The organism is Rhodococcus zopfii NBRC 100606 = JCM 9919, from assembly GCF_001895025.1.
In the GTDB taxonomy this organism is placed as follows: domain Bacteria; phylum Actinomycetota; class Actinomycetes; order Mycobacteriales; family Mycobacteriaceae; genus Rhodococcus; species Rhodococcus zopfii.
On the sequence record NZ_BCXI01000017.1, the window covers coordinates 63,612 to 83,777 of the forward strand.

16 protein-coding genes are annotated in these 20,166 nt (G+C 63.3%); 8 read left to right on the forward strand and 8 right to left on the reverse strand.

Translation table 11 applies throughout. The annotated features are described in order from the left end of the window. The first annotated feature begins 413 nt into the window (after positions 1–413). Both RZ1_RS13020 and RZ1_RS13025 read left to right on the forward strand, forming a co-directional pair. Entirely contained in the window at positions 414–1,580 is a 1,167-nt protein-coding gene (locus RZ1_RS13020) for a site-specific integrase (protein ID WP_072636212.1), read from the forward strand. Between the two features lie 6 nt (positions 1,581–1,586). Beyond that, positions 1,587–2,606: a hypothetical protein gene (locus RZ1_RS13025; RefSeq protein WP_072812433.1), complete on the forward strand. Its 1,020-nt coding sequence runs from the start codon at positions 1,587–1,589 to the stop codon at positions 2,604–2,606. Positions 2,607–2,738: 132 nt separating this feature from the next. Here the strand turns inward: RZ1_RS13025 and RZ1_RS13030 are convergent, their stop codons facing one another. From RZ1_RS13030 to RZ1_RS30000, 8 genes are all read right to left on the reverse strand, one after another. Then, positions 2,739–2,918 (reverse strand): hypothetical protein, encoded by a 180-nt coding sequence (locus RZ1_RS13030; RefSeq protein WP_139281826.1) that lies wholly within the window; start codon positions 2,916–2,918, stop codon positions 2,739–2,741. Positions 2,919–3,097: 179 nt separating this feature from the next. Continuing rightward, on the reverse strand, positions 3,098–3,946 hold the full coding sequence (locus tag RZ1_RS13035; protein WP_072812436.1) for a cutinase family protein: 849 nt from the start codon (positions 3,944–3,946) through the stop codon (positions 3,098–3,100). Between the two features lie 394 nt (positions 3,947–4,340). Then, positions 4,341–5,915 (reverse strand): hypothetical protein, encoded by a 1,575-nt coding sequence (locus tag RZ1_RS13040; RefSeq protein ID WP_139281827.1) that lies wholly within the window; start codon positions 5,913–5,915, stop codon positions 4,341–4,343. 1,145 nt (positions 5,916–7,060) lie between these two features. After that, a complete protein-coding gene (locus tag RZ1_RS29995; protein ID WP_238071901.1) occupies positions 7,061–7,441 on the reverse strand; it encodes a LuxR C-terminal-related transcriptional regulator in 381 nt (126 codons plus the stop codon). Positions 7,442–7,690: 249 nt separating this feature from the next. Beyond that, positions 7,691–8,680: a DUF8320 family protein gene (locus tag RZ1_RS13055; RefSeq protein ID WP_238071900.1), complete on the reverse strand. Its 990-nt coding sequence runs from the start codon at positions 8,678–8,680 to the stop codon at positions 7,691–7,693. Positions 8,681–8,727: 47 nt separating this feature from the next. After that, positions 8,728–9,915, reverse strand: coding sequence for a sensor histidine kinase (locus RZ1_RS13060; RefSeq protein ID WP_072812440.1), 1,188 nt, complete (start codon positions 9,913–9,915; stop codon positions 8,728–8,730). Continuing rightward, positions 9,912–10,502, reverse strand: a complete 591-nt coding sequence (locus RZ1_RS13065; RefSeq protein ID WP_238071903.1) for a DNA-binding response regulator — start codon at positions 10,500–10,502, stop codon at positions 9,912–9,914. The genes RZ1_RS13060 and RZ1_RS13065 overlap by 4 nt, the downstream gene beginning before the upstream one ends. A 258-nt stretch (positions 10,503–10,760) precedes the next feature. Beyond that, on the reverse strand, positions 10,761–11,054 hold the full coding sequence (locus RZ1_RS30000) for a hypothetical protein (protein WP_139281829.1): 294 nt from the start codon (positions 11,052–11,054) through the stop codon (positions 10,761–10,763). 906 nt (positions 11,055–11,960) lie between these two features. Here RZ1_RS30000 and RZ1_RS13070 point away from each other — a divergent pair. From RZ1_RS13070 to RZ1_RS13095, 6 genes are all read left to right on the forward strand, one after another. Next, entirely contained in the window at positions 11,961–12,497 is a 537-nt protein-coding gene (locus RZ1_RS13070) for a hypothetical protein (RefSeq protein ID WP_072812442.1), read from the forward strand. A gap of 444 nt (positions 12,498–12,941) precedes the next feature. Continuing rightward, positions 12,942–16,910 carry an FtsK/SpoIIIE domain-containing protein gene (locus tag RZ1_RS13075; RefSeq protein ID WP_072812444.1) on the forward strand — a complete coding sequence of 1,323 codons (3,969 nt, stop codon included), beginning with the start codon at positions 12,942–12,944 and terminating at the stop codon, positions 16,908–16,910. Further along, positions 16,903–17,847: a hypothetical protein gene (locus tag RZ1_RS13080; RefSeq protein ID WP_139281831.1), complete on the forward strand. Its 945-nt coding sequence runs from the start codon at positions 16,903–16,905 to the stop codon at positions 17,845–17,847. Before RZ1_RS13075 ends, RZ1_RS13080 begins: the two co-directional genes overlap by 8 nt. Next, a complete protein-coding gene (locus RZ1_RS30005) occupies positions 17,848–18,069 on the forward strand; it encodes a hypothetical protein (RefSeq protein WP_072812447.1) in 222 nt (73 codons plus the stop codon). 39 nt (positions 18,070–18,108) lie between these two features. Next, on the forward strand, positions 18,109–18,372 hold the full coding sequence (locus tag RZ1_RS13090) for a hypothetical protein (protein WP_072812449.1): 264 nt from the start codon (positions 18,109–18,111) through the stop codon (positions 18,370–18,372). Positions 18,373–18,707: 335 nt separating this feature from the next. Beyond that, positions 18,708–19,841, forward strand: a complete 1,134-nt coding sequence (locus tag RZ1_RS13095; RefSeq protein WP_218020462.1) for an IS630 family transposase — start codon at positions 18,708–18,710, stop codon at positions 19,839–19,841. Positions 19,842–20,166: the final 325 nt, after the last annotated feature.

Here is a 20,166-nt window from a genome sequence, read left to right on the forward strand (position 1 = left end):
CCAACCGGTGGTATCTGACCGCAGCGATCTGCGGGGCAGCCGATTACCCGATTGTCGTTGCGCTCACGACGTCTTTGGCTGACACCGCGTGGCGGAATCGGGTGCTCACGATGGAGTCACCCGGTCAACAGGATGCGATCGGGGGTCTCATCGAGGAGTCCGTCACCGACGGCGCAGTCCCAGCCGGCGTGTTCGATTCGCTGCTCACGCGGTACATCAGGCATCGTCCCGGTGCCCGGACTCGACCCGCCGAAACGGTGGGCTGATTCGACGATGTGCGACAACTAACTTGGACGATTCGATCCTGCGGCCGTCCAACCAAGTTGTGGCATCGCAGCTCAGGTAACGCGTTCTGCGTCAGATAGATTGAGCGAGGACAACCCTGTCGGAGCCGTCCGGTAGCGTCGCCACCCGTGGATCTCGAGACGAACGACGCAGGAGACGGCCAGCTCGTCGTGCCTGGGACCCCGGCGGGGCCCGCGGCGCCGGACCTCGCACCCGGCGCGGCGGCGCGGATCGCGGAGTCGGTGGCCGCCTCCCGGGCCGCGGGCACCCGCCGCACCTACGCCTCGGCGTGGCGGGCCTTCACCGCGTGGTGCGCCGCGGAAAACCATGTGGCGGTGCCGGCGCATCCGGTCACGATCGCCGCCTACCTGATCGCCTGCGCCGACACCGTCACCGAGGCGGGGGAGCGGGCCTACGCCCCGGCGACCCTCGCCCATCGCCTCGCCGCGATCGCCCACCACCACCGCCAGACCGGACACCCGGCTCCCACCGGCGACGACCTGGTGAAAGCGACGATGGCCGGGATCCGCCGCGGCTACGCCACCGCTGGCGACCGGCCCCGCACCCCGCGGGCCCCGCTGCTCACCGCCGACATCCTTGCCATCGTCGACAAGGCCCGCGCGAACAGCGCGGGCTGGGCGGACGAGGTGCTCGAACGCCGCGATACCGCGATCCTGCTATTGGGGTTCGCGGGGGCGTTCCGCCGCAGCGAACTCGTCGCCCTGACCTGTGGGGACATCAGCCTGCACCGGCTCGACGGCCTGCACATCAAACTGCGCAAATCGAAGACCGACCAGGAGGGCCGCGGCACCGTCCGCGCCCTGCCGTTCACCCCCAGCCATACGAGCTGCCCGCCGTGCGCGTGGATGCGGTGGGCGCAGGTGGTCGCCGCGTTCGACACCGGCGGCCGGCCCGCGGTGATCCGGCTGCTGCGCAGCGCCGAGCCGCTCGCGGCGCACGTGTGCCGCGGCACCCGCCCCCGCATGGTCCCGGCATCACCTCTGCTGCGGTCGATCCGTAAGAACGGCCACCTCTCCGACACCGCCTTGTCGGGGGCGGCGGTGCACCACGCGATCCGCCGCCGCGCCGAGTCGGCGGGCTATGACCCCGAGATCGTGAAGCAGCTCGGGGGGCATTCGCTGCGGGCCGGGTTCGTCACCCAGGCCTTCCGCAACGGCGCCTCCGCGCACGCGATCATGCGCCAGACCGGGCACACCACCCCCGCCATGCTCGAGGTCTACGCCCGCGAACACGCACCCCTCATCAACAATGCCGTCACCAACCTGGGGCTGTGAACGGGCATGAGTACCTCGATTGAGCGACTCGACGACTCCCCGGAAACGGTGTCCGGCCTGCGGATCCCGGCACGCTATCGGCACGACTGGGCACTGTTCGCCGACTGGTGCACCGCCACCGACCACCCGTGCCTGCCGGCCACCCCGGAGGCGCTCGCGGTGTTCCTGCGGGAGCATCCCGCCGCGCCCGCGACCCAGCGGCGGCGCGTGTCGGCGATCAACACCGTGCACACCCGCCGCGGCCACCCGGCGCCCGGCCGCAGCGAAACCGTCCGCCGCCGCCTCGACACCGCCCGCGCCGCCCGGCACGACCGACTCGCCCCGCTCCTGCTGCACAAAGCCGCCGAGCTGCCCACCACCGGCTGGCCGAGCGGGCTGTTCGGCCGCCGCGACGCCCTCCTCCTGGCCCTGGCGGCGACCGGGATGCCGTTCGCCCGGCTGGCCCGGCTGCGCCGCGGCGACATCACCGTCGACGCCGGCACCCTCGTCGCCACCACCGAGAGCGGGGAACGGCTATGTCTTCCAACGGAGTCCGCCGCCGCCGCGAGCCCGGCGGTGGGGATGTATTGCAGGTGGGCCGAGGTCCAAGCCTTTCTCGACGCGTACCCGAACACCGATCTGCTCGCCCAACACCTGACCGACCCGATCGAGGTCGAGCAGGTCGCGCTCACCGACCGCCAAGCCCGACAACCCCTGCTGACCCCGATCGACCGCTGGGGACACCTACCGCTGATGCCGCAACCGATGACCGCGCAGTCCATCGCCTCGATCGTCCGGGAGCATTTGTCCGGCCGGGTACGGGCCCGTGCGCCGCTGCCGCTGCGTAAGCAGAGCGATTGCAACGATGAGCCGACTGTGCAGATTGAGTCGGAGACCGACCTCGATCCGCATTACTACGAACGAGGTGTTGCAGCCCGCCGTCAGGCCCGCGACAGTCTGGACGGTCTCGCCGACGTCTTCGACGAGATCGAAGATCGCGCCGACGCCCTGCTCGAGGAACTGCTCACCGTGCTCGACGGGCTGTAAGGCGGCCACGTCACGATCAGGTCAGGCTGCTTGCGGTCCATCCCCCCACTTCGTGTGGACGAATTCCCGGAATACCGCGACGAGATCGGCATTCTGGCTGTGCGTTCGATGAGTGACGGCCAGGTTGGTGCTTCACCCACGCTTGAGGCCGGGCTGGGTGCGAAGCAGGTCCTTCGGCGTCTTGAGGACCTTGCCACCGAGGGTGACCATGCTCCGTTCTGCCTGAGCGAGGCTGAGCACACTTGTGTCGTAGTAGCGGCCTGCGGACACCAACAGTGTCGGACGAGCCCAGTAACGAGGTACCAACCGCAAGGGCTTTCCTGCGGCCAGGGGCAGCGCGACCTTCATCTGCTTCCACTGCTGGCTATGCGGGTCCCATGCCTGACGGGAAGAGAGACCGACCCGGCGACGTCCAGCGGTGAACTGCGGATAGCGAGAACGTGCTGCCTCGCCACGGGCGTGGCCTCAATAGCGGTCACTTCCTTCCTCGGTTAGCGAAAGGTCGCCGCACGAGCCGCTTGCGCCAACGCCGCGGAGCGATCATAGGAGGTGTGCACGGCGATTCCCCTCATGATCGCGGCTGCCGTATATGCGCCGGCGCAACTCGGGCACCATGGCGGTATTCGGACTGACAGTGCGCATACCGGATCTCCTGCGTTGCACACGCTGAAGACAGGAGTGTCATTGTTTATGTCGATCGGATCCGGCTTGCTGGCAGAGAGGAAGGGGAATGCCTGCCCGATTCCCTGGATACCGGGATCAGCGTTTCCAAAGTTGTGTGTTCCATCGTGCGCGACTCGGTCGCCGTCTCCTACCAGGATCGCGGAGAGGAAGTGAAATCGGGCGAGTTGCGAGGGGTCATAGGCTTGAATTATTCGATGCATCACCATTGCCCCTTGCGAGAATCCGCCGAGGAATACGGTTACGTGCGAGCACTCCGACAACGTCTGGACTTGCTGTAGGTACTGTGAGGTCTTGACGAAACCGTCGGCGATACCGTCGAAGTACGAGTTGCTTCCCACGGCGACGAGAGCAGCACTCGACACGTGCCGGGCAGGATAATCCACGTTGACCAGGTTGAGCTTCGATGCTCCGTTCGTTGTCCGAGAAATATGGTCCGCCATGGTTGTGTATACGGACCACATGGTGCCGCCTACACCAGTTTCCCCAGATCCTCGTGCAGATATGAGAATGAAGTCCGCGTTATTGCAAGCTTCCTTGATGGACGATCTAGCAGGGTCCGGCGCAGCGTTGGCAACGGACGGGGCCCACCATGACATCAAGGAAGCGACCAGGGCGGCTATGAGTAGCCCGGCTCTGCTCGCCTGACTGAAGCGCATTTCGGTGACTCCTTCTGTCGAGCGAAGCAAGACGGCGTCAGAACTTGGAATTCTTCTGAGTAAGAGAGAAGTTCGACCCAATCGATTGTTGTCTCGACCGGGCTGTTGGACATTGATACCAGATTCGTTCGGTTTCTGCTGCCCTGTCAGCTGTTCGGAGGACTATAACCTGTTGATAGGGAACTCTGGGAGACTGGCGGAGACACGATCGGCTATTCAGAGTCCGTTCACAGCCCGAAGTCAACACCTATGGCGCCCTCGTGCCTGACTGATCTCGACGAGGCGTGCCTGCGGTTCATCGTGGGCTTCTCGCGTACGTGGTGAAGATGGTTGCATGCTAATCGGCGGAACAATCGATACGACGTGAACGGTGGCCCTACGGATACATTGCGTATCACTTCCCGAGGACGATCTTCGCGCCCCTTGCAGCGTCGTCGCAGGTGATGACGTAGCCGTACTGTTCCTGCTCGCCAGCACCAAGGACACCACATGTGTATGTCCGCACAGGCCAGGTCCGGTCGTTGATCGTGGCGAGCAGTTCGCGGAAGGTCGCTTCAGCTTCGCTGCATTCGAGTGGAACGTTTGAGGACTTGATAGTTACGGTCAAGGTGTTGCCGCTCCGCGGGTCGGTTATCTGGCCGCATCGGGTGTTCTGGACGACGGGGCCAGGAGCTCCGGCGTTCGTGGCAGCGGCTGCAGGCTGGTCAGTCGTGGTGCGGATTACCTCGAAGCTGGCGCTTTGCGCAGCGAGTCGCGGATTGACCAGCGATGCCAGCGGACCCATCACGGCGCCGCCAAACAGGCCAGTAATGGCTCCGAAAACTGATCCGCCGACAGCTCCGGTGCAGGCGATGACACCCTTGACTAGATCGCCCATGCGAGCGCCTGTGAGGCCCCCTTGCAGGTCATTGAAGGTCTCGCTCAAATCGATCAGACACTGGATCGCTGCTTTGTCTTCGAGAATTCGCTGGTACTTCCCAGGCGCGAACTTGCTCATCACGGTGCCGATGCCGTAGCCGGTGAGGCCAACCAGATAGACTCCAAGGTCGTAGCTCAGTACGCCAGACTTAGGTGACATGTTGTACTGTCCGAAGTCCAGCGAGATTGACTGGCCAGGAAGAAGAATCCTGTCACTGTCTGCATCGTTGTCCAAGATCTCCCTGTAGAGGGCGACAGCCGGAATCGCTTCGGCATCGCCCAGACTCCCAGAAGTCTCTATCGGGTCCGGATTGGTCTGTACCTTCCAGATGTACGGGGAATTCGAGTAGAGGTCGATGCCGAGCGTGCCCTCCTGAGCGGCTTTGTTGAGCCGAATACACGTCCACGCCACATCGCCCGATACGGGGCTGACTGTGTACGAGGTTGACGTGAAGTCAGCGGACTCTCCGACACAGTCCGGCTTCGGGAAGCTGAGGCCGAAGACGGACGTAAACGCGGCGCCCACCTCTTTGATGATCGCATCGGGTTTCAGGAATCCTGGCCATCCGAACGACAAGTGGGGAGCTTGGCCGGTGAGGGTCTGGGTGTCCTGGTTCCAAGTCGCTTCGAGTACGTCGACTGAATCACTTCCCTCGGACTGTAGCAATAGGACCGGTATGTGGCCGGCGTCGACTTGTCTTTGTGCTTCGGCGCCGTCGAGCTTGAACGAGAAGGTCACGGGGACGGCCGGCTGGGTGTTGCCATTGTCGATCTTTACCTCGACGGGAGCGCTGAAAACCTCGACCATCTCGTGTACGTCATTCGGCAGCGCCTTGTCTGATGAGGAGGCTGTAACTGTGCTGCCGATGGGCGCGACGCCGGCCGGCCCGGTGATCGTCATCGGTCCCTGGGCGACCTCGAAGCCGCCCTCGCTGACCGTCACGCTGTCAGGGGGGCTCGCCACTTCGGATGAGCACGACGCAAGCAAACACGCGACGACACCAACGGCGATTGCAGGCAGCGCTGAGTTGCCGAGCCACTTCGACCTCATAGATCCTCCTACGATCAGAACCGAATTATGCTCATCGACGACGGCCTTTCGGGATCCGTGGCCCACTGGCAGGCTGCCGGTAAATCAACCGCAATTTGCAAATCCAACCACTTAGCACCGGATCCCGGCTAATTTTCCCGCGACCGCCCGGCGACAGGGTCCCCCAAGTGCACTTTCCTCCGCGCAGATCGACCACCGCCTCAGTGCAATTTCGGGCGTGAACCTGTGGAGTCCGCTATTAGTTGCGGACGGGGACAGGGTAGCTAACGACTTCACAACCAAATTCGGCGGTGCACCGCCGGCCTCTGCTGGCGTAGGCCAGCATTCACGTTCTTGGGTACGGACAGCCAGCCACACAACTTTCAACTCCAAGACGTCTGAACCGTCACAGGTTTGATGCGGTTTGATGCCGCTTCCTTTCTTGGGAGAGGATGCACATCGTGTCCAAGCGTCACCCTGCCGAGCAGCGTGAGCGAGCGGTGTTGTTCACCGAGCGCGCTGTCCAGGTCGGCCCACGCACATAGCTGTCCAGGTCGGCCCACGCACATACCGGAACTGGAACCGCCCCACCCTCGCAGCGCACCGTCACCGACGCACACCTGACGAACGCCCTGCGTGGGACCGTCGGAACTGCCGAGGGCCTCTACGGACGACGGAAGATGACCATGATCTACGGAGGCGGGGCCACGAGGTCGCGGCGTGCACCGTCGACCGACTCATGCGCGACGAGGGGCTATCCGGAGCCGTTCGCGGCCGTCGGTACCGCACCACGATTCCCGGCGAGAAGGAGACCAAACGTGCGTCTGACCTGGTCGATCGTGATTTCACGACCGAGGCGCCGAACCGGAAATGGGTCACCGACTTCGGAGTTCCATCAGGAGTACTCGGGCGGACTGGCGCATCGCATCGTCTAGAGGCTGGTGCCGCACCTTGGACACCAGGTCGATGATGTCGTCCTGCACCGTGCCTGCCGTTCGCAGTGGTGCAGCCGATGTGGAGGGTCCGGCAGAGGATGCTGCGGGATTGGCATCGGGGTGGGGCCGCACGAGCGCGAGGAGCGAGACCCATGGTGCTGATCCGAGGACGGTCGCGTAGACGATGTCGGCAGGGGAGGGTTGGAGGCTCATTTCTTCAGGAGTCGGCGGCTAGAGTTCGTCGAGCGCGATCAGGCCATCTTGCACGGCCCGCGCTACGAGTGCCGCCTTGGTGGAGGCGGGGCGTCCTACCAGGGCGTATTTCCGTCGGATCCGCATCAGGTGTGTGCTCACCGTGCTTTCGGTGACATACAGTCGGCTCGCAACAACGCCCTTGGAGTCGCTGCGCAGCCACTCGAGGAGAACCTCGACTTCGCGGGACGACAGCTTGGGGCGAAGGACGCTCGTCTGTCGATGCGACAGCGGAGGATGGCATCGAAGCACTGCCGGGGACCGCGGAGTGGGTGGCGGATACAACGCGTCCAACTCTCCGCCGAGGGCCGCGCGTTCTGCGACGCTTCGATAGGGGACGTGGTCGAGTGTGCTGGTCACGGTATCTCCTCGCGGGGTATGCCGCATGCCTCTTCGGGCAGTTGGTTTCGAGGTCCGACCGTATGTCGCCGGGAGGTGCGCGACCAGACCGATCTTCCTCGACCTGCAAACCACGGTCATAATTACTTGAAGAAAACAACAATATTCCGGGGCGGCCGCACACCATCTTCGGTTCCGCTCTGCCCACCGAACCGATTCGCTTTGATTCTCCACCGCCGCAGAGACATACACGCGCCACCGAGGAATGAATTAATCGGATGGTGGGCGCGCGTGGCCGTCCTGACCGAACTCGGTCCGACGTGTGCCAGTGTCGGCGCTGGTCAAGACCGTCGCCAGGCTCGGCCGTCCAGGTGGTAGGACGCGGACAGTGATCGACCCTGTCCGGGCGGTGTCGATTTCGGCAGTGATCGCTGCCAGGAGCTTGTCTTGAATGTCGGTGGTCACCTCGTCGAGCCCGTGCTCGTCGAAGAGATTGACCTCGACTCCGCGGCTGCGCGCGGCCCGGGTGGCGGCCGCGACGCGGGTGGCCGTGAGCGCGGGTGCTCGCAGACTGTCGCGCAGTTGAGCCTCGAGCAGGGTGCATTCGAACAGGTCTGCTTCGTCGAGTTCGTCGGCGGTGGCGATGCGGTCGAGGAGTGGTCGGGCGAGCGTGTCGAGACGAGCGAGTTGTGCGTCGCGCTCGCGCATCATGGTGTCGGCGGCAGCTTCGGCTGCGGCATTGTGCAGGGATCGCTTGCGCAGTTCGAAGATTGTGCGAGCCATCGGCCGGATGGTGAGCGCGAAGAAGGTCGACATCAGCAGCGGTGCGAAGTTGATCACCGATATGGCCAGCCCGTGGAGTCCGCCCTGTCCAGTGGCGGCCGCCCACACTATGCAGACTCCGATCATCAGCAGGAATCCGACCCACGCCGCGAGTGTGCGGCCGCGGACGCACATGAAGGTGTAGATGGCTGTGGCCGCACTGAGTGGCCATGTCTGCCAGTGATGGGCCATGGGGACGGGCAGGACCGCGAACACCATCGCCGAGGTGCCGGGCCCGATGCAGGCGAGCGCGACCGTCGTTGCGAGGGGGAGCGGGTCGCCGGGCACCGTCACCAAGGACAGTGCTCCGAGGCTGGCTACCCCCACGGCCAGCGCAACGGGCCAGTACGGCTCGATGCCGTCGCGGAAGGTGTACGCCAGCACCGCTATGGTAAGGGCGTAGAAGGCAACCAGGGCGAGGGCGGTGCGGGTGTGCATGCCTAACAGTTCCCGCACATCCCGGGTCCCATCCGCGGGTGGCCGTCTCATTCGCTTGCCCGCCACGACAGCAGCACCCGCGTCCCCCTGCCCGGTTGCGACTCCACGACGGCGTCGCCTCCGGGTAGCTGCCGCAGGCGCCCCACAATGCTGACCGCGACCCCCAGCCGATGTGGTGACACCGCAGACACGTCGAACCCCCTGCCATTGTCGAGGACTTCGACCTTGAGTTGTCCCGGTCGAATACGTACGCTAACGGAGCGCTCGGCTTTCTCCCCGGCGTGGAGCATGCTGTTGCGGACCGCCTCGCTCACGGCGGCGCCGATCGTGCGCACCGCCTCGGCGGGCAGCGATGCGGGCATCGCCTGCGGTTCGAGATCCGCGCGAACCGCGATGCTAGGGGCGACCGCCGTGGCAGACGTCCGCAGATGCGCCACGGCGGTCTTGGCATCAAAGTCGTCGTCTGGTGCCGGATTCCGGAACTCGTCCAAACGCACGATCGCGTGCTTGGCCTGACGCGACACCGCCGGGCCCGCGCCTAGGCGGGCCGCCGACAACAATGTCGCCATCACATGGTCATGGATCAGCGCCCCGAACCGCTTGCGTTCGGCCAGCCGGGCGGCGGCACGCGCTGCGTGGGCAGCGGCTTCGTGCGAAGTGGCCCGGGTGTCGTCCAGGATCCGTCCCGTCCGCAGCGCCATGATGGCCGCCGCCACGAACAGCAGGCAGAACATGAATCCGAACATGATGTCCGGGAGGAGGGGGCCATTGACCCGGCCCACATGCGAGCCGTGGTTGAACACCTGAACCGCGACAGTGGCTACGAGCAGGTATCCGACCGCGATGCCGGCGGGCCATGCCAGTGTTGCGGCCAGAGCGGCAAGTCCGGGAAAGAGCACCAACCAGAAGCCGGTCCGATCCGGACTCGGCGGCCCGACCCACGCCAACGGCCACGTCAGTGCGATTCCCATGTATGCCGTCGCGGCGACCGCGGCCACCGTCCGAATCCGGCCCGCGCCTTCGCGCACCCCCGCGGCGCCGAGCCAGAGACCGGACCCGAACACCACTGCCACCGCCACCGGCGTCCACCATGTCCACAGGTAGCCGGCGAAGGAGATGATGTTCGGAAGCAACAGCAGCAGATAGAAGATGTAGCCGGCACCGATGAATTGCGCGAAGGCCCGCACGATTCGATCCGATGAGGACTCCGAACCCGCAGCGTCTCCGACGGTCATCGCCGGTCCGGGCGTCTGGGGATCGGCAGATAACCGTCCTCGAGCGCTCGCTTGTACAGGTCGGTCTTGCTCGGTGCCGGGCGACCGGCCTCGGCGTACTTGGTGCGAATTCGTTGCAGGTACTCGGTCACGGTCGGCGTTGCCAGACCCGTCAAGCGGGCGACCCGTTCCGTCGTCTCCCCGGAGGCGTACAACTCCAAAACATGCAGTTGCCGGGGGCTCAGCCCGACCTCGGACAGCGCCGGATCACTGTCGATGGCGGCGGCCCAGTCGGTGGTGACCACCTGCTCACCGAAGGCGGCAGCGCGAATCGCCTGCACCACCACCGCGTTGGTCTCGGACTTGCGTACCACTCCGAGTACCCCTGCCGCCGCTGCTAAGCGCACCAGGTACGGGTCCTCACCGCCGGTAAATACCAGAGTTCCGATGCCGCCCGCGGTCAACCGCTGCACGTTCCCGGTCGGCGAGGAACCGTCGCTCAGCCGCAAGTCGAGAATCACTAGATCGAGATCGGATGTCACGGCCAACAACTCGTCGACAGTCGGGGCACAGGCCACCAGCGTCAAATCGGCCTGGTCGGCAAGCATCGCCGACAAGCCCGACACCACCGATTCGTGGTCCTCGACGGCGCCGATTCGGCGGGGCAGTCGACGAAGTGGCTCTGAGAGGCATGTGTCACCGTCGTGACGTCGGATTCTCACGAACACTCTGATCGCCTCCCGCACCGAAAGTGTTTCATCGCCGCCCTCATGTAGCTCGAATCGAAGGGGTTGCGGCGCACGTACACCGTCGCAGTTACCGCCGCGGACCGGATCGACGATGGCGCCGACGTAGAGACTCCGCGGCTACCTCCGCTCGCGCGCGTATGCCTCTGAAAGTCGAGCGTATTCGGCACGTGCACGAACATGCTCGACATGGCGGCACGGTTCGGGATCTTTGTACCGTGGAAGAACAAGAATTAGCGGCCAGATGCTCATCAGGAACGTTGCTCCGCTGAAGAACGCATTCCAACCACCATTGATAATCTTGATCGGAACACCGTGCTTCTTCCAATAATAGTTCTTCACGACAGGGATGCTGATCAAGAAATAGACGGTACAGAAAACAAGCCAGTAGAGCAGGAATTCCGTGGAATCCATGACGATTCTCCTTGCGCTCGCACGGCGAATGGCGGTTGATCGACCTAGGATGAGTAGATCAAGCTAGCGGGACCGCGAATCGGAGGGACAGCCCGACAAACTTGTTGCTTGGACTCGTGAGGGCGGGGCCCGCAAAATCCGCGGGCCCCACTCACGTCCTATTTCTGCCCCGTGCCCTTACACGCCGCGCAGTTGACCCAATTTCCGAAATCACTGTGCCCACCCGTTCCATTGCAACGTGGGCACGTCGCCCGACCCATCCTGCGCAAGAACTTCATTCTGATCCCCTTTCACATAGACCGATACAGCTATGATTTTCACACTCGTATACCGAAACGCGCTATCGCTCGAACGGGTGACACGCAAGGACACATGTGTCCAATGAATTACCGAAACCTGCGGGTGGGCGCGGCGATGAATGACTCGAACTTGTAGTAGGCGGTTCGAGCGCGACGGGGTCTTCGGGCAGACCATCTTCGGACAAACCAAATGAGGGTTGGCGTGCCGAGAACACCGAGTTGCCAGTCCCTTCTGGATCTGCGCGAGTTCCGAATGGGTAGTCGTCGCAGCTACGCACGAGAGTGGTGAGCGCAGGCAGAACCTCGACAGCATGCCGCTGGTGTGGGTGTTCGCCGATGTCGCTGTGGTCACCGGGGGACTGTTCCAGTCGGGATTGACTTCCCTAGGTTGTTCACGATCGTGAGCGTCGCGCGCTGACGTTAATCTCTGTGGCGTCATATTTCGGCCGGGAGAACTCCGGCCGGCCAGTCGTTTGTTAACTGCGGTGCTTCTCACCATATGCCTTGTGGATCGGCACATGTCGGTCGAACGGGGGATGTCCGGCGATCAGCATTGGTGTGAGCATGGTGACCGAAAAGCGTGTGGCCAGCGAGTTGCGGAGGAAATATGTTAGGCAGATCAGCAGTTCAGTACGTCCGGGTCCGCAACGCGGTCGGCATCGCGGTAGCTCTGGCCGCGGCCTCCGTCGCTGCTCCTGCCACGGCGTCTACGAGCCCGCTGACCGGAAGCGCTGGCAGCAGCGATACCGGCAGCAGCGTCGTCGACCTTGGCAGCAGCGTCGTCGACCTCGGCAGCAGCATTGTCGGCAGTGGCAGTAGCGGGCTCTTTGCGCCGACCCAACGGTGCGATGAATCGACCCTGTCCGGCGGCGAAGGCATCACCGACACTGTGCATCAGCTCGGTAGAGGGGGGCCGACGTCGTTCGTTCTGCGTTTTGAGACCTACGACGTCCCGGACCAGATCGAGGTCTTCTACGAAGGAGCCCTGCTCCACAACACCGGCTATATCGGCGACAACGTCAACGAAGGAACTGGTTCGGCAATGATCAATGTGCCGGCTGGGAATGCGACGTCGGTATTGGTCCGTGTCACCGGTCTCAGCGGCACCGATTGGGATTACACCGTCCACTGTCCGATCGTGTGACCTTCGACCGGTCTCCGGGACAGTGGCCAAAGGCCGTCATCGGAGCCGCCACCATCTCGCATCGTGCCCGTGGGTCTTTCTCATAGACCCACTGGCACTCTCACCTCCGCTTGGTACGTGAGGGGGCTGCCGCGGATGCGGCAGGATCCGTGGCGATGTCAGCAACAACATGATCGAGTGGAGCGTGCGTGCCGAAACCTCGCTCGCCGCCGAAGAGGCTGCGCTCGGATGCGGCTGTCAACCATCTCGATGGATGTTGCGCCGGTAGGGGGCGAAGACGCCGCTCAGCTTCGCGGTCATGTGGTCTCTGATCAGCCGCAGGAAATCCCACTGTCGACACACTCTCACGGCTCCGCAATACGCAATTCACCGATCGATGGACACCCCCCTGCCGGGAGGACGGCTAACATCACAGGGCTGCTGATGCGCAAATTAGGAGGGCATGTGCTGGCTGAATTGGTGAAGGGACAGAACATGCCTCTCCCCGGCACCGCTGTGCGCGTGGCGATCACAGCGGCAACGCCGTTGGACGTCTCCGCGGTGGTAGTCGGGAAAGACGGCAAGGCCCGCCGGGACGAAGACTTCGTGTTCTACAACGCGCCGACGCATCCCACCGGAATCGCACTCATAGCGGCCGGTACCGCCCTGGACTGCGAACTCGGACGCGCCGATCCCGACGCGGAAAAGGTTGTTGTGTTGCTGTCAGCCGATGACCGACCTGTTCCCGCATTCGAGGTGCGCCTGGTGACGGCCGGAGCCGACACCTCCGAGTCCTTTGCTCGGTTCCTGGTCGCACCGTCACACAACGAGACCGTGGTAATCGCCGTCGAACTGTACCTGCGCAACGACCAGTGGAAGGTCCGCGCCGTCGGCCAAGGATATGACGATGGACTGGCCGGGGCAGCAAAGGATCTAGGAATCGAGATCGAGGACGCCCCCGACGTCACACCGCACACCCCAGCTGATCCTCAAATCAGTTCTACACCCGCACATCAGGATGGCCCCGCCGGACCACTCGACTCCTCGCCAGCTGCCTCCCCACTCCCGATCACTCCCGAACCGGCCGTCGCCCCGCAAGCGCGGAGCGCCCCGGTGGTTGGGCCCGCAGCAGAACCGCAGCTAGTCGAACGGGCCCGCCGTTTGGACGTCGACATATCCGCTCAGCGTCGGCTGACCGAGATCTCATCGATGCTCACACGGCTGGTCGAGGTCATAGCCAGCACCTACCCACAGACCGAAATCGACCGCCGGATCACCGCCCTCGACCACACATACTCCAGTCGCTCCGAGCAGCTCAGCAAGACGATGGAGACTCTTCGATCGGCCCTGTACCACAAGTACCGAAGCAAACTTCCCAATGGGTGGGATCAGCTGAGCGACTATCCGAACACCAACGCGCCGACAACACCAGACCGATGGACGGACGAAGGCAACGCGCTGATTCAGCAAATCGTCCAATCCGGACCCGTCTTGCTCAAGGCCAACCGCCTAACGTTGATGTCAGAGCTGGTGAACGCGACCCGCGCGCTGCTCAGCTCCTACAAGAGGGCGGTAACTACCCTCGAAGATGAAACTGCACGCAGACACCAAGCCATCTACGAAGACGAGTTCTCGACATTTGTGCGCAAGGCCGAGTCGTCGGGACACTCAGCGATTCGCACCTGGGAAGCCAGCGCCCGTGCGACGCTGCCTCACCCACACCATACGATCCGCCCGGTATGGCTGTCGGATGTCGCCGCGACTGCATTGACCACCGGCGTGGGCACCTTACATTTTCCGCTCGGACAGGTCGCCGCCACTTCCGTCAACTACGACCTGGGCGTGAATCCGGGCCGCTCGACCTCCACCACACTGAGCAAGCGCACGGACCTTCCTCTGTCCCGGGCAGTCCATTCGATTCCCTACATCGTGGATCTCGACGAATGCGGCGGCTTCGTCACGGACGACAGGCGCATCGTCGAAAACGTGGTGTTGGACATGCTGGCCTTGCTGCCGGCCGGAAGGGTCAAGATCGACGCAGTCGACCCTGTTGAACTCGGCGCTTCCCTGAATTTCCTCTACGGTCTCGGGGATGCAGGCCCGAAGGTGTTCGGGGACAAGATATGGGGCAGCCACAACATCAGCGAATTGCTGATAGAACTAGAAAACCACGTTGCGTTCGTAACGCAGAAATACCTACAGGGCACGCACGAGACACTGACCAGCTACAATCGAGAGGCCGGTGAGGTCGCCGAGCCGTACCGGCTGGTGTTGCTGTTCGATCATCCAAAATCGTTCTCCAAGGACGGCGAGAACTGGGACCGAGAGGCCCTGACCAGGTTACGCCGTCTGGCTGACGTCGGCCGGCGGGCCGGTGTGTTCCTCCTTGCCACTGTCCCAGCGGCCACCTCACCACACGAGGCCGTCAAACCAGCAGAACTGAGCGCATTAGCCTCGGCCATGACCAGCGGCCGAGACCCGGAGATCGTACAAGCGTTGGGTCTTCCGACCAGTGGATCCAGAAAGGGACCGGTGCATCTGTCGGACATCATCTGGCAGCTGACATCGGACACCCCGCCTACCGAGCAGCAGTTGGCTGATCTCCTTGCACATATCGAACGCCAGATGCACGCTGCGGCGAACGTGCAAGTCGACCCGGCCAAGGTATACGCACTCGCACAGGCCGAGGCGCACCGCGCCGCTGCCAAGGGGACTCGACCTGACCAGGTCATCGCCGATCCCCACAATCCGAAGACCTGGTGGAGCGATCATTCCGCCAATGCTGCGGTGTCCCGATTCGGGCGCATGGGCGCTTCAAATGTTGCGGAACTGCGCATCGATTCCGGGGATTTTCCAGGCGCACTCGTCGGCGGTCGTACCGGTTCCGGAAAATCAGTGTTGCTGCACTCCTTGATTCTCGGCTGGGCGATGCAGTACCCGCCGGAAGAACTCGAGTTCTACCTGATCGACTTCAAAGAGGGCGTGGAGTTCAAACCATACGCAGCCGGGCTGTTGCCTCACGCTCGCATCGTGGCGATCGAAACCAACCGTGATTTCGGTATCAGCGTCCTCGAAAGCCTGGACGAGGAGATCGAGAAGCGAGGAGAACTCTTCAAAGCAGTGGGCGGCGGAGAGGTCAATTTCGGCACCTACCGGAGTCAGTCCGGCGAACAACTGCCGCGGATCATCCTGGTCATCGACGAGTTCCACATGATGCTGGAAGAAGAAGACGAGGCCAGCCGAAAGGCTGCGGCGCTGATCGAACGGGTCATCCGGCAAGGACGTGCCTTCGGCGTTCACGCAGTCCTTGCGTCTCAATCCGTGTCCGGAAGCGCCCAGAAAATTCGTGTGGCCCTTGATCAGATCAAGACTCGACTGGTTCTGTCGAGCTCGTCGAAAGACTCCGAGCTTCTTCTCGCAGACGGCAATGTAGATGCTCAACTGCTCGACAAGCCCGGCGAGGGCATCATCAATACCAAGGGAGGAGTGCGCGATGCAAACAACCGATTCCAATGCGCGTACTGGTCGGGACAGGATCGGGAGGACGTAATTTCAGCCCTGCACGCATTGGCCCAACAGCGTGGATTCACCCGCCGGCCAGTGGTGTTCGAAGGGAATGCTGAAGCGCCGATCACAGATCAGCCATCGTCGCTATTTACTCGTTCATCGCCCATTGGCGAGTTGGTGTTGCCCGTGGGTGCTCCCATGTCCTTGGCTGACCCGGTGTGTATGCGGGTTGCCCGTGCCGCCGGTGGGAATATGCTGGTAATCAGTCCGGATGCGCTCGACTCGCTCGCACTGATGACGGCGTCACTGTTGGCAACCGGCATCACCGTCGACGCCGTCGACTTCGCCGCGATGGCCTCACCATGGGACGAGGTTTTCAAGGGATTCACTGCGTACGGCGCCCGTCTGACGCACAGCCGTCAGTTCCCGTCCCTGCTGTCCGAACTCAATGAGCTGGTCATGGAGCGACATGCCCTCAACGACTTCCGTGGCCGTGGCCGAGTGCTGGTACTACCGGGTCTGCAGCGAGCACGCGACCTGAATCCCGACGACTACGACGACAAGTCGCCATCCAAGATCCTGGCGGCGATCCTGCGGGATGGTCCGGAGGTAGGGGTGCATGTCCTGGCGTGGGCAGATCGATACGCGACATTCCAGCGGCGGTTCGACCACGCATCCGCCCGCGAGTTCTCCCACAAGCTACTCGGTCCGCTCAACGAGTCCGATTCGCGGGTTCTGGCCGACTCCACAGCCGCCGCCAAGTTGACTCCGGCGCAGTTCCTGTACGACGATTTCGACACTGGTCGGCAGCTTGTGACTCGTCGGTTCAGTCTTCCGAAGGATCCCGTTCCGGATAAGACCCTTGTGGAGACAACGCAGTGGCTGTGGTCCTTGGCGGAGCAGTCGACGGATACGAGCGATGTCTGACGCGGCGCATGTCGACCCCGACGCAGTAGTTCGATTGGGTGCCGACTTGAACAGCTACACCCGCGTCGGTGATGAGGTCAGAGCGGCAGCGGCGTCCGCAGCCGCATCCGTGCTCCGGCACATCGATGCCGAACTCGACCGGCGCCGGCTCGAACTACAGCGGGCCGAGGACGCCTATGCGGCGTGCATGCGCGGCGAAGACGCCGACTGTAGCGTCGAACGACGGCAGGTGAACCGAGCCCAGGTGCGGCTGACCGTCGCCCAAGGGTGTCTGCAGCGTTTCCGGGTCGCTAAGGAGCAATACGACCAGGACAGTGCCCGATATCGATCCGCGGTGTCGCATGTCAACGACCAGGCACAGAGGCGACTAGCGCAGATCGCCACAGATTTGGGGATATACCAGCAATTCGCATTGCACACCAGCCCAGGGGGCGGACATACGGTGGCGTTCGGCGGTGGGGGCCGCCACACGTCGTCCGGAGCCAGTACCGGGGGCGGTTGGTCCGTCGGTACCGGCGGTCCTGGTCAATCGACGGGCGACATCGTGTACAGACCGCCCGGCATCCCTGACGGCTATTCGCTGGTGCCGCTGGCGCTGATCGATGATTCGGACAGCCGGGTGGGAGGTCCGGAGGACTTCAAGATGGACTGTTCTCCTGAGGATCTCGAGTGGGGATTCACAGCACTGCAGCAGGTTGTCCTGCCAGCACTGGCTCGTGGCAAGAGCCTGGACTACTTCCGAGATCGGGACACTCGCGATGGACTGATGGGCAATCGCAGCTACTCCGACACTTACACCGGATTCTTCGGTGCGTCGGAAGCTCCACGCTTCACCCGACAGGTGAACGGGACCTTTCGTATCGCGAATGGATTCCACCGCGTCTGGGTAGCCCGACGGTTGGGTCTAGATTCTGTTCCCGGCCAGGTGGTGGACTAGATGAGCCGACTGCACCGCAGCAGGGAAATCCATGCCCAGAACATCAACCGCCGTCGCGCCGCTGAATCCGCTGCAGGAGATCTATGGCGGGACGTGGTGTTCAAGCGGATCGAAGACCGGGAACTGGCCGACCTCGATGCGGCAGACCATCGTTTTCAGGCGTCGTTGATCGAATTCGACCTCGAGATCGACCGGATCCTGGGCACCCTGGACGGGCACTGACCAACACACTCGACAACCACCGGAGACCGAGGAGACGACATGGCCGGCGTCAACGCTGATCCCAGCTCACTGCGCACACTCCGCGCCGACATCGATCGGACGCAAAGGGAGATCAAGCAGGCGATCGCTCGCACTCGCGGTGCGTTGCGCAGCGCCCAGTGGAAGGACTCGATGAAAGATCAGTTCGAGCGAGAACTGGAATCGACACTGCGCACCCTCGATGCATTCGACCGCAACGCCGACCAACTCAAAGCGCACCTGGACCGGAAGGCCCGCGAATTGGACCAATACCTGGGTCGCTGAAGTATGACAGGAACCCATGTGACCTTCAGTATCGAGGCGACTTGTGGCTGGCCTAATGTTGCGGTGCGCTGCGATACCACCTCCCCTCAAAGTTCGACCCGGAGTTGTCGCCAGCTACGCACTTGTCCGGCGCCAAAGGAGGCTGTCGGAGCATGCACGGCACCGATGGTGGTTACGCTTTCTGTGGTGACGGCTATCGCTCAGACCTTGACCACCGAAGCGAGTGCTCGGCACACCTTCCTTCCTAGTGCCGCACCCGTGAACCTTTGCCCCGTTGCAGCCGACACGCCGACCAGATGCGGAGTGTCGGCTACGGCATCGGTCAGCCTGGGCAGGTGGCAGAACGAGTACGAGTGCGAGAACTCGATGACGACGAAGGTAAACGACTGGTGCGGATCCTGCGCCGGGGCACCGGATCGGTGGTGACCTGGCGGCGTGCCCAGATGATCCTGCTCTCCGCTCAGGGCATGCCGGTCCCGAAGATCGCCGAGATCAGCTTCACCAGCGCCGACCGTGTCCGCGACGTGATCCACAACTTCAACACCGACGGATTCGATTCGCTGTACCCGAAGTATGCCGGCGGACGGCCCAAGAAATTCACTCTTCCCGAACGCCGGGAGATCAAGAAGATCGCCAAGTCCACCCCCGTCGAGCACGATCTGCCGTTCTCCACCTGGAGCCTGACCAAACTCGCCGAGTTCCTGGTCGCCGAGGGGGTGGTCGACGACATCAGCCACGAAACTCTGCGCGTGCTGCTCCGCGAGGAGGGTGTCTCCTTTCAAAAAGTGAAGACGTGGAAGAGATCTCGGGATCCCGGGTACGCGGTGAAGAAAGCTCGGGTCGAGCATCTGTATGCGATCGCCGACGGTGAGGTTGTCGCCGAGTCCGGAGAGCCGGAGGTCGTGTTCTGCCTCGACGAGTTCGGGCCGCTGAACCTGCAGCCGCATCCCGGCCGGCAGTGGGCCGAGCGTGGCGGCAAGCACAAGGACCCGAACCGGGAACCGCGACGCCGACGGCGGGCGACCTATACCCGTCCGCACGGGGTGCGGCATCTGTTCGCGGCCTACGACCTGGGCGCGGACAAGCTGTATGGGCACGTCAAGACGACGAAGAACCGCACGAAGTTCCTCGAGTTCTGCCGGTACCTGCGCACCTTGTATCCGGCCGCGGTGCGCATCGCGATCGTGTGCGACAACTTCTCCCCGCATCTGACGACGAAGAAGTGTCGGCGGGTCATCGAGTGGGCGGAGGCGAACAACGTCGAGATCGCGTACACCCCGACGAACAGTTCGTGGTTGAACAGGATCGAGGCGCAGTTCACCGCGTTGCGGTACTTCGCGCTCGACGGCACCGACCACAGCAGCCACCGCGAGCAGGCATCGATGATTCGGCGTTACATCATCTGGCGCAACAAGCATGCCCAAGATCAACGGCTACGGGACATCGTCAACAGGGCAAACGTAGCCTGATGCGGCACTAGCCGAAACGTGACGGCCGAAGAGACAACTGTGGAATGCGTGCTCCGACCGGGTAGGACCGCACTAGTCGAAGCACCTTGCCGCAACGGGTGCGCCAATTCCGCCTCGTAGAATCGGTCCCGCGTCGTCCTGTCGGCATCGATGCGGCTATGGCAGCTACCGGATCCACGCTCGAATCCGGTACTCAGCGCGGGCTGGGTACCGGGAAGCTGGAGCGGCCCCTTATCTTCTGTTGGGTGGTCTAGCGGGGGCATGATCGCCTCACCGTTCTGTTCCCTGCGAGTGCATTGGTATTCGGAGGGTTCCGTCAACTCGA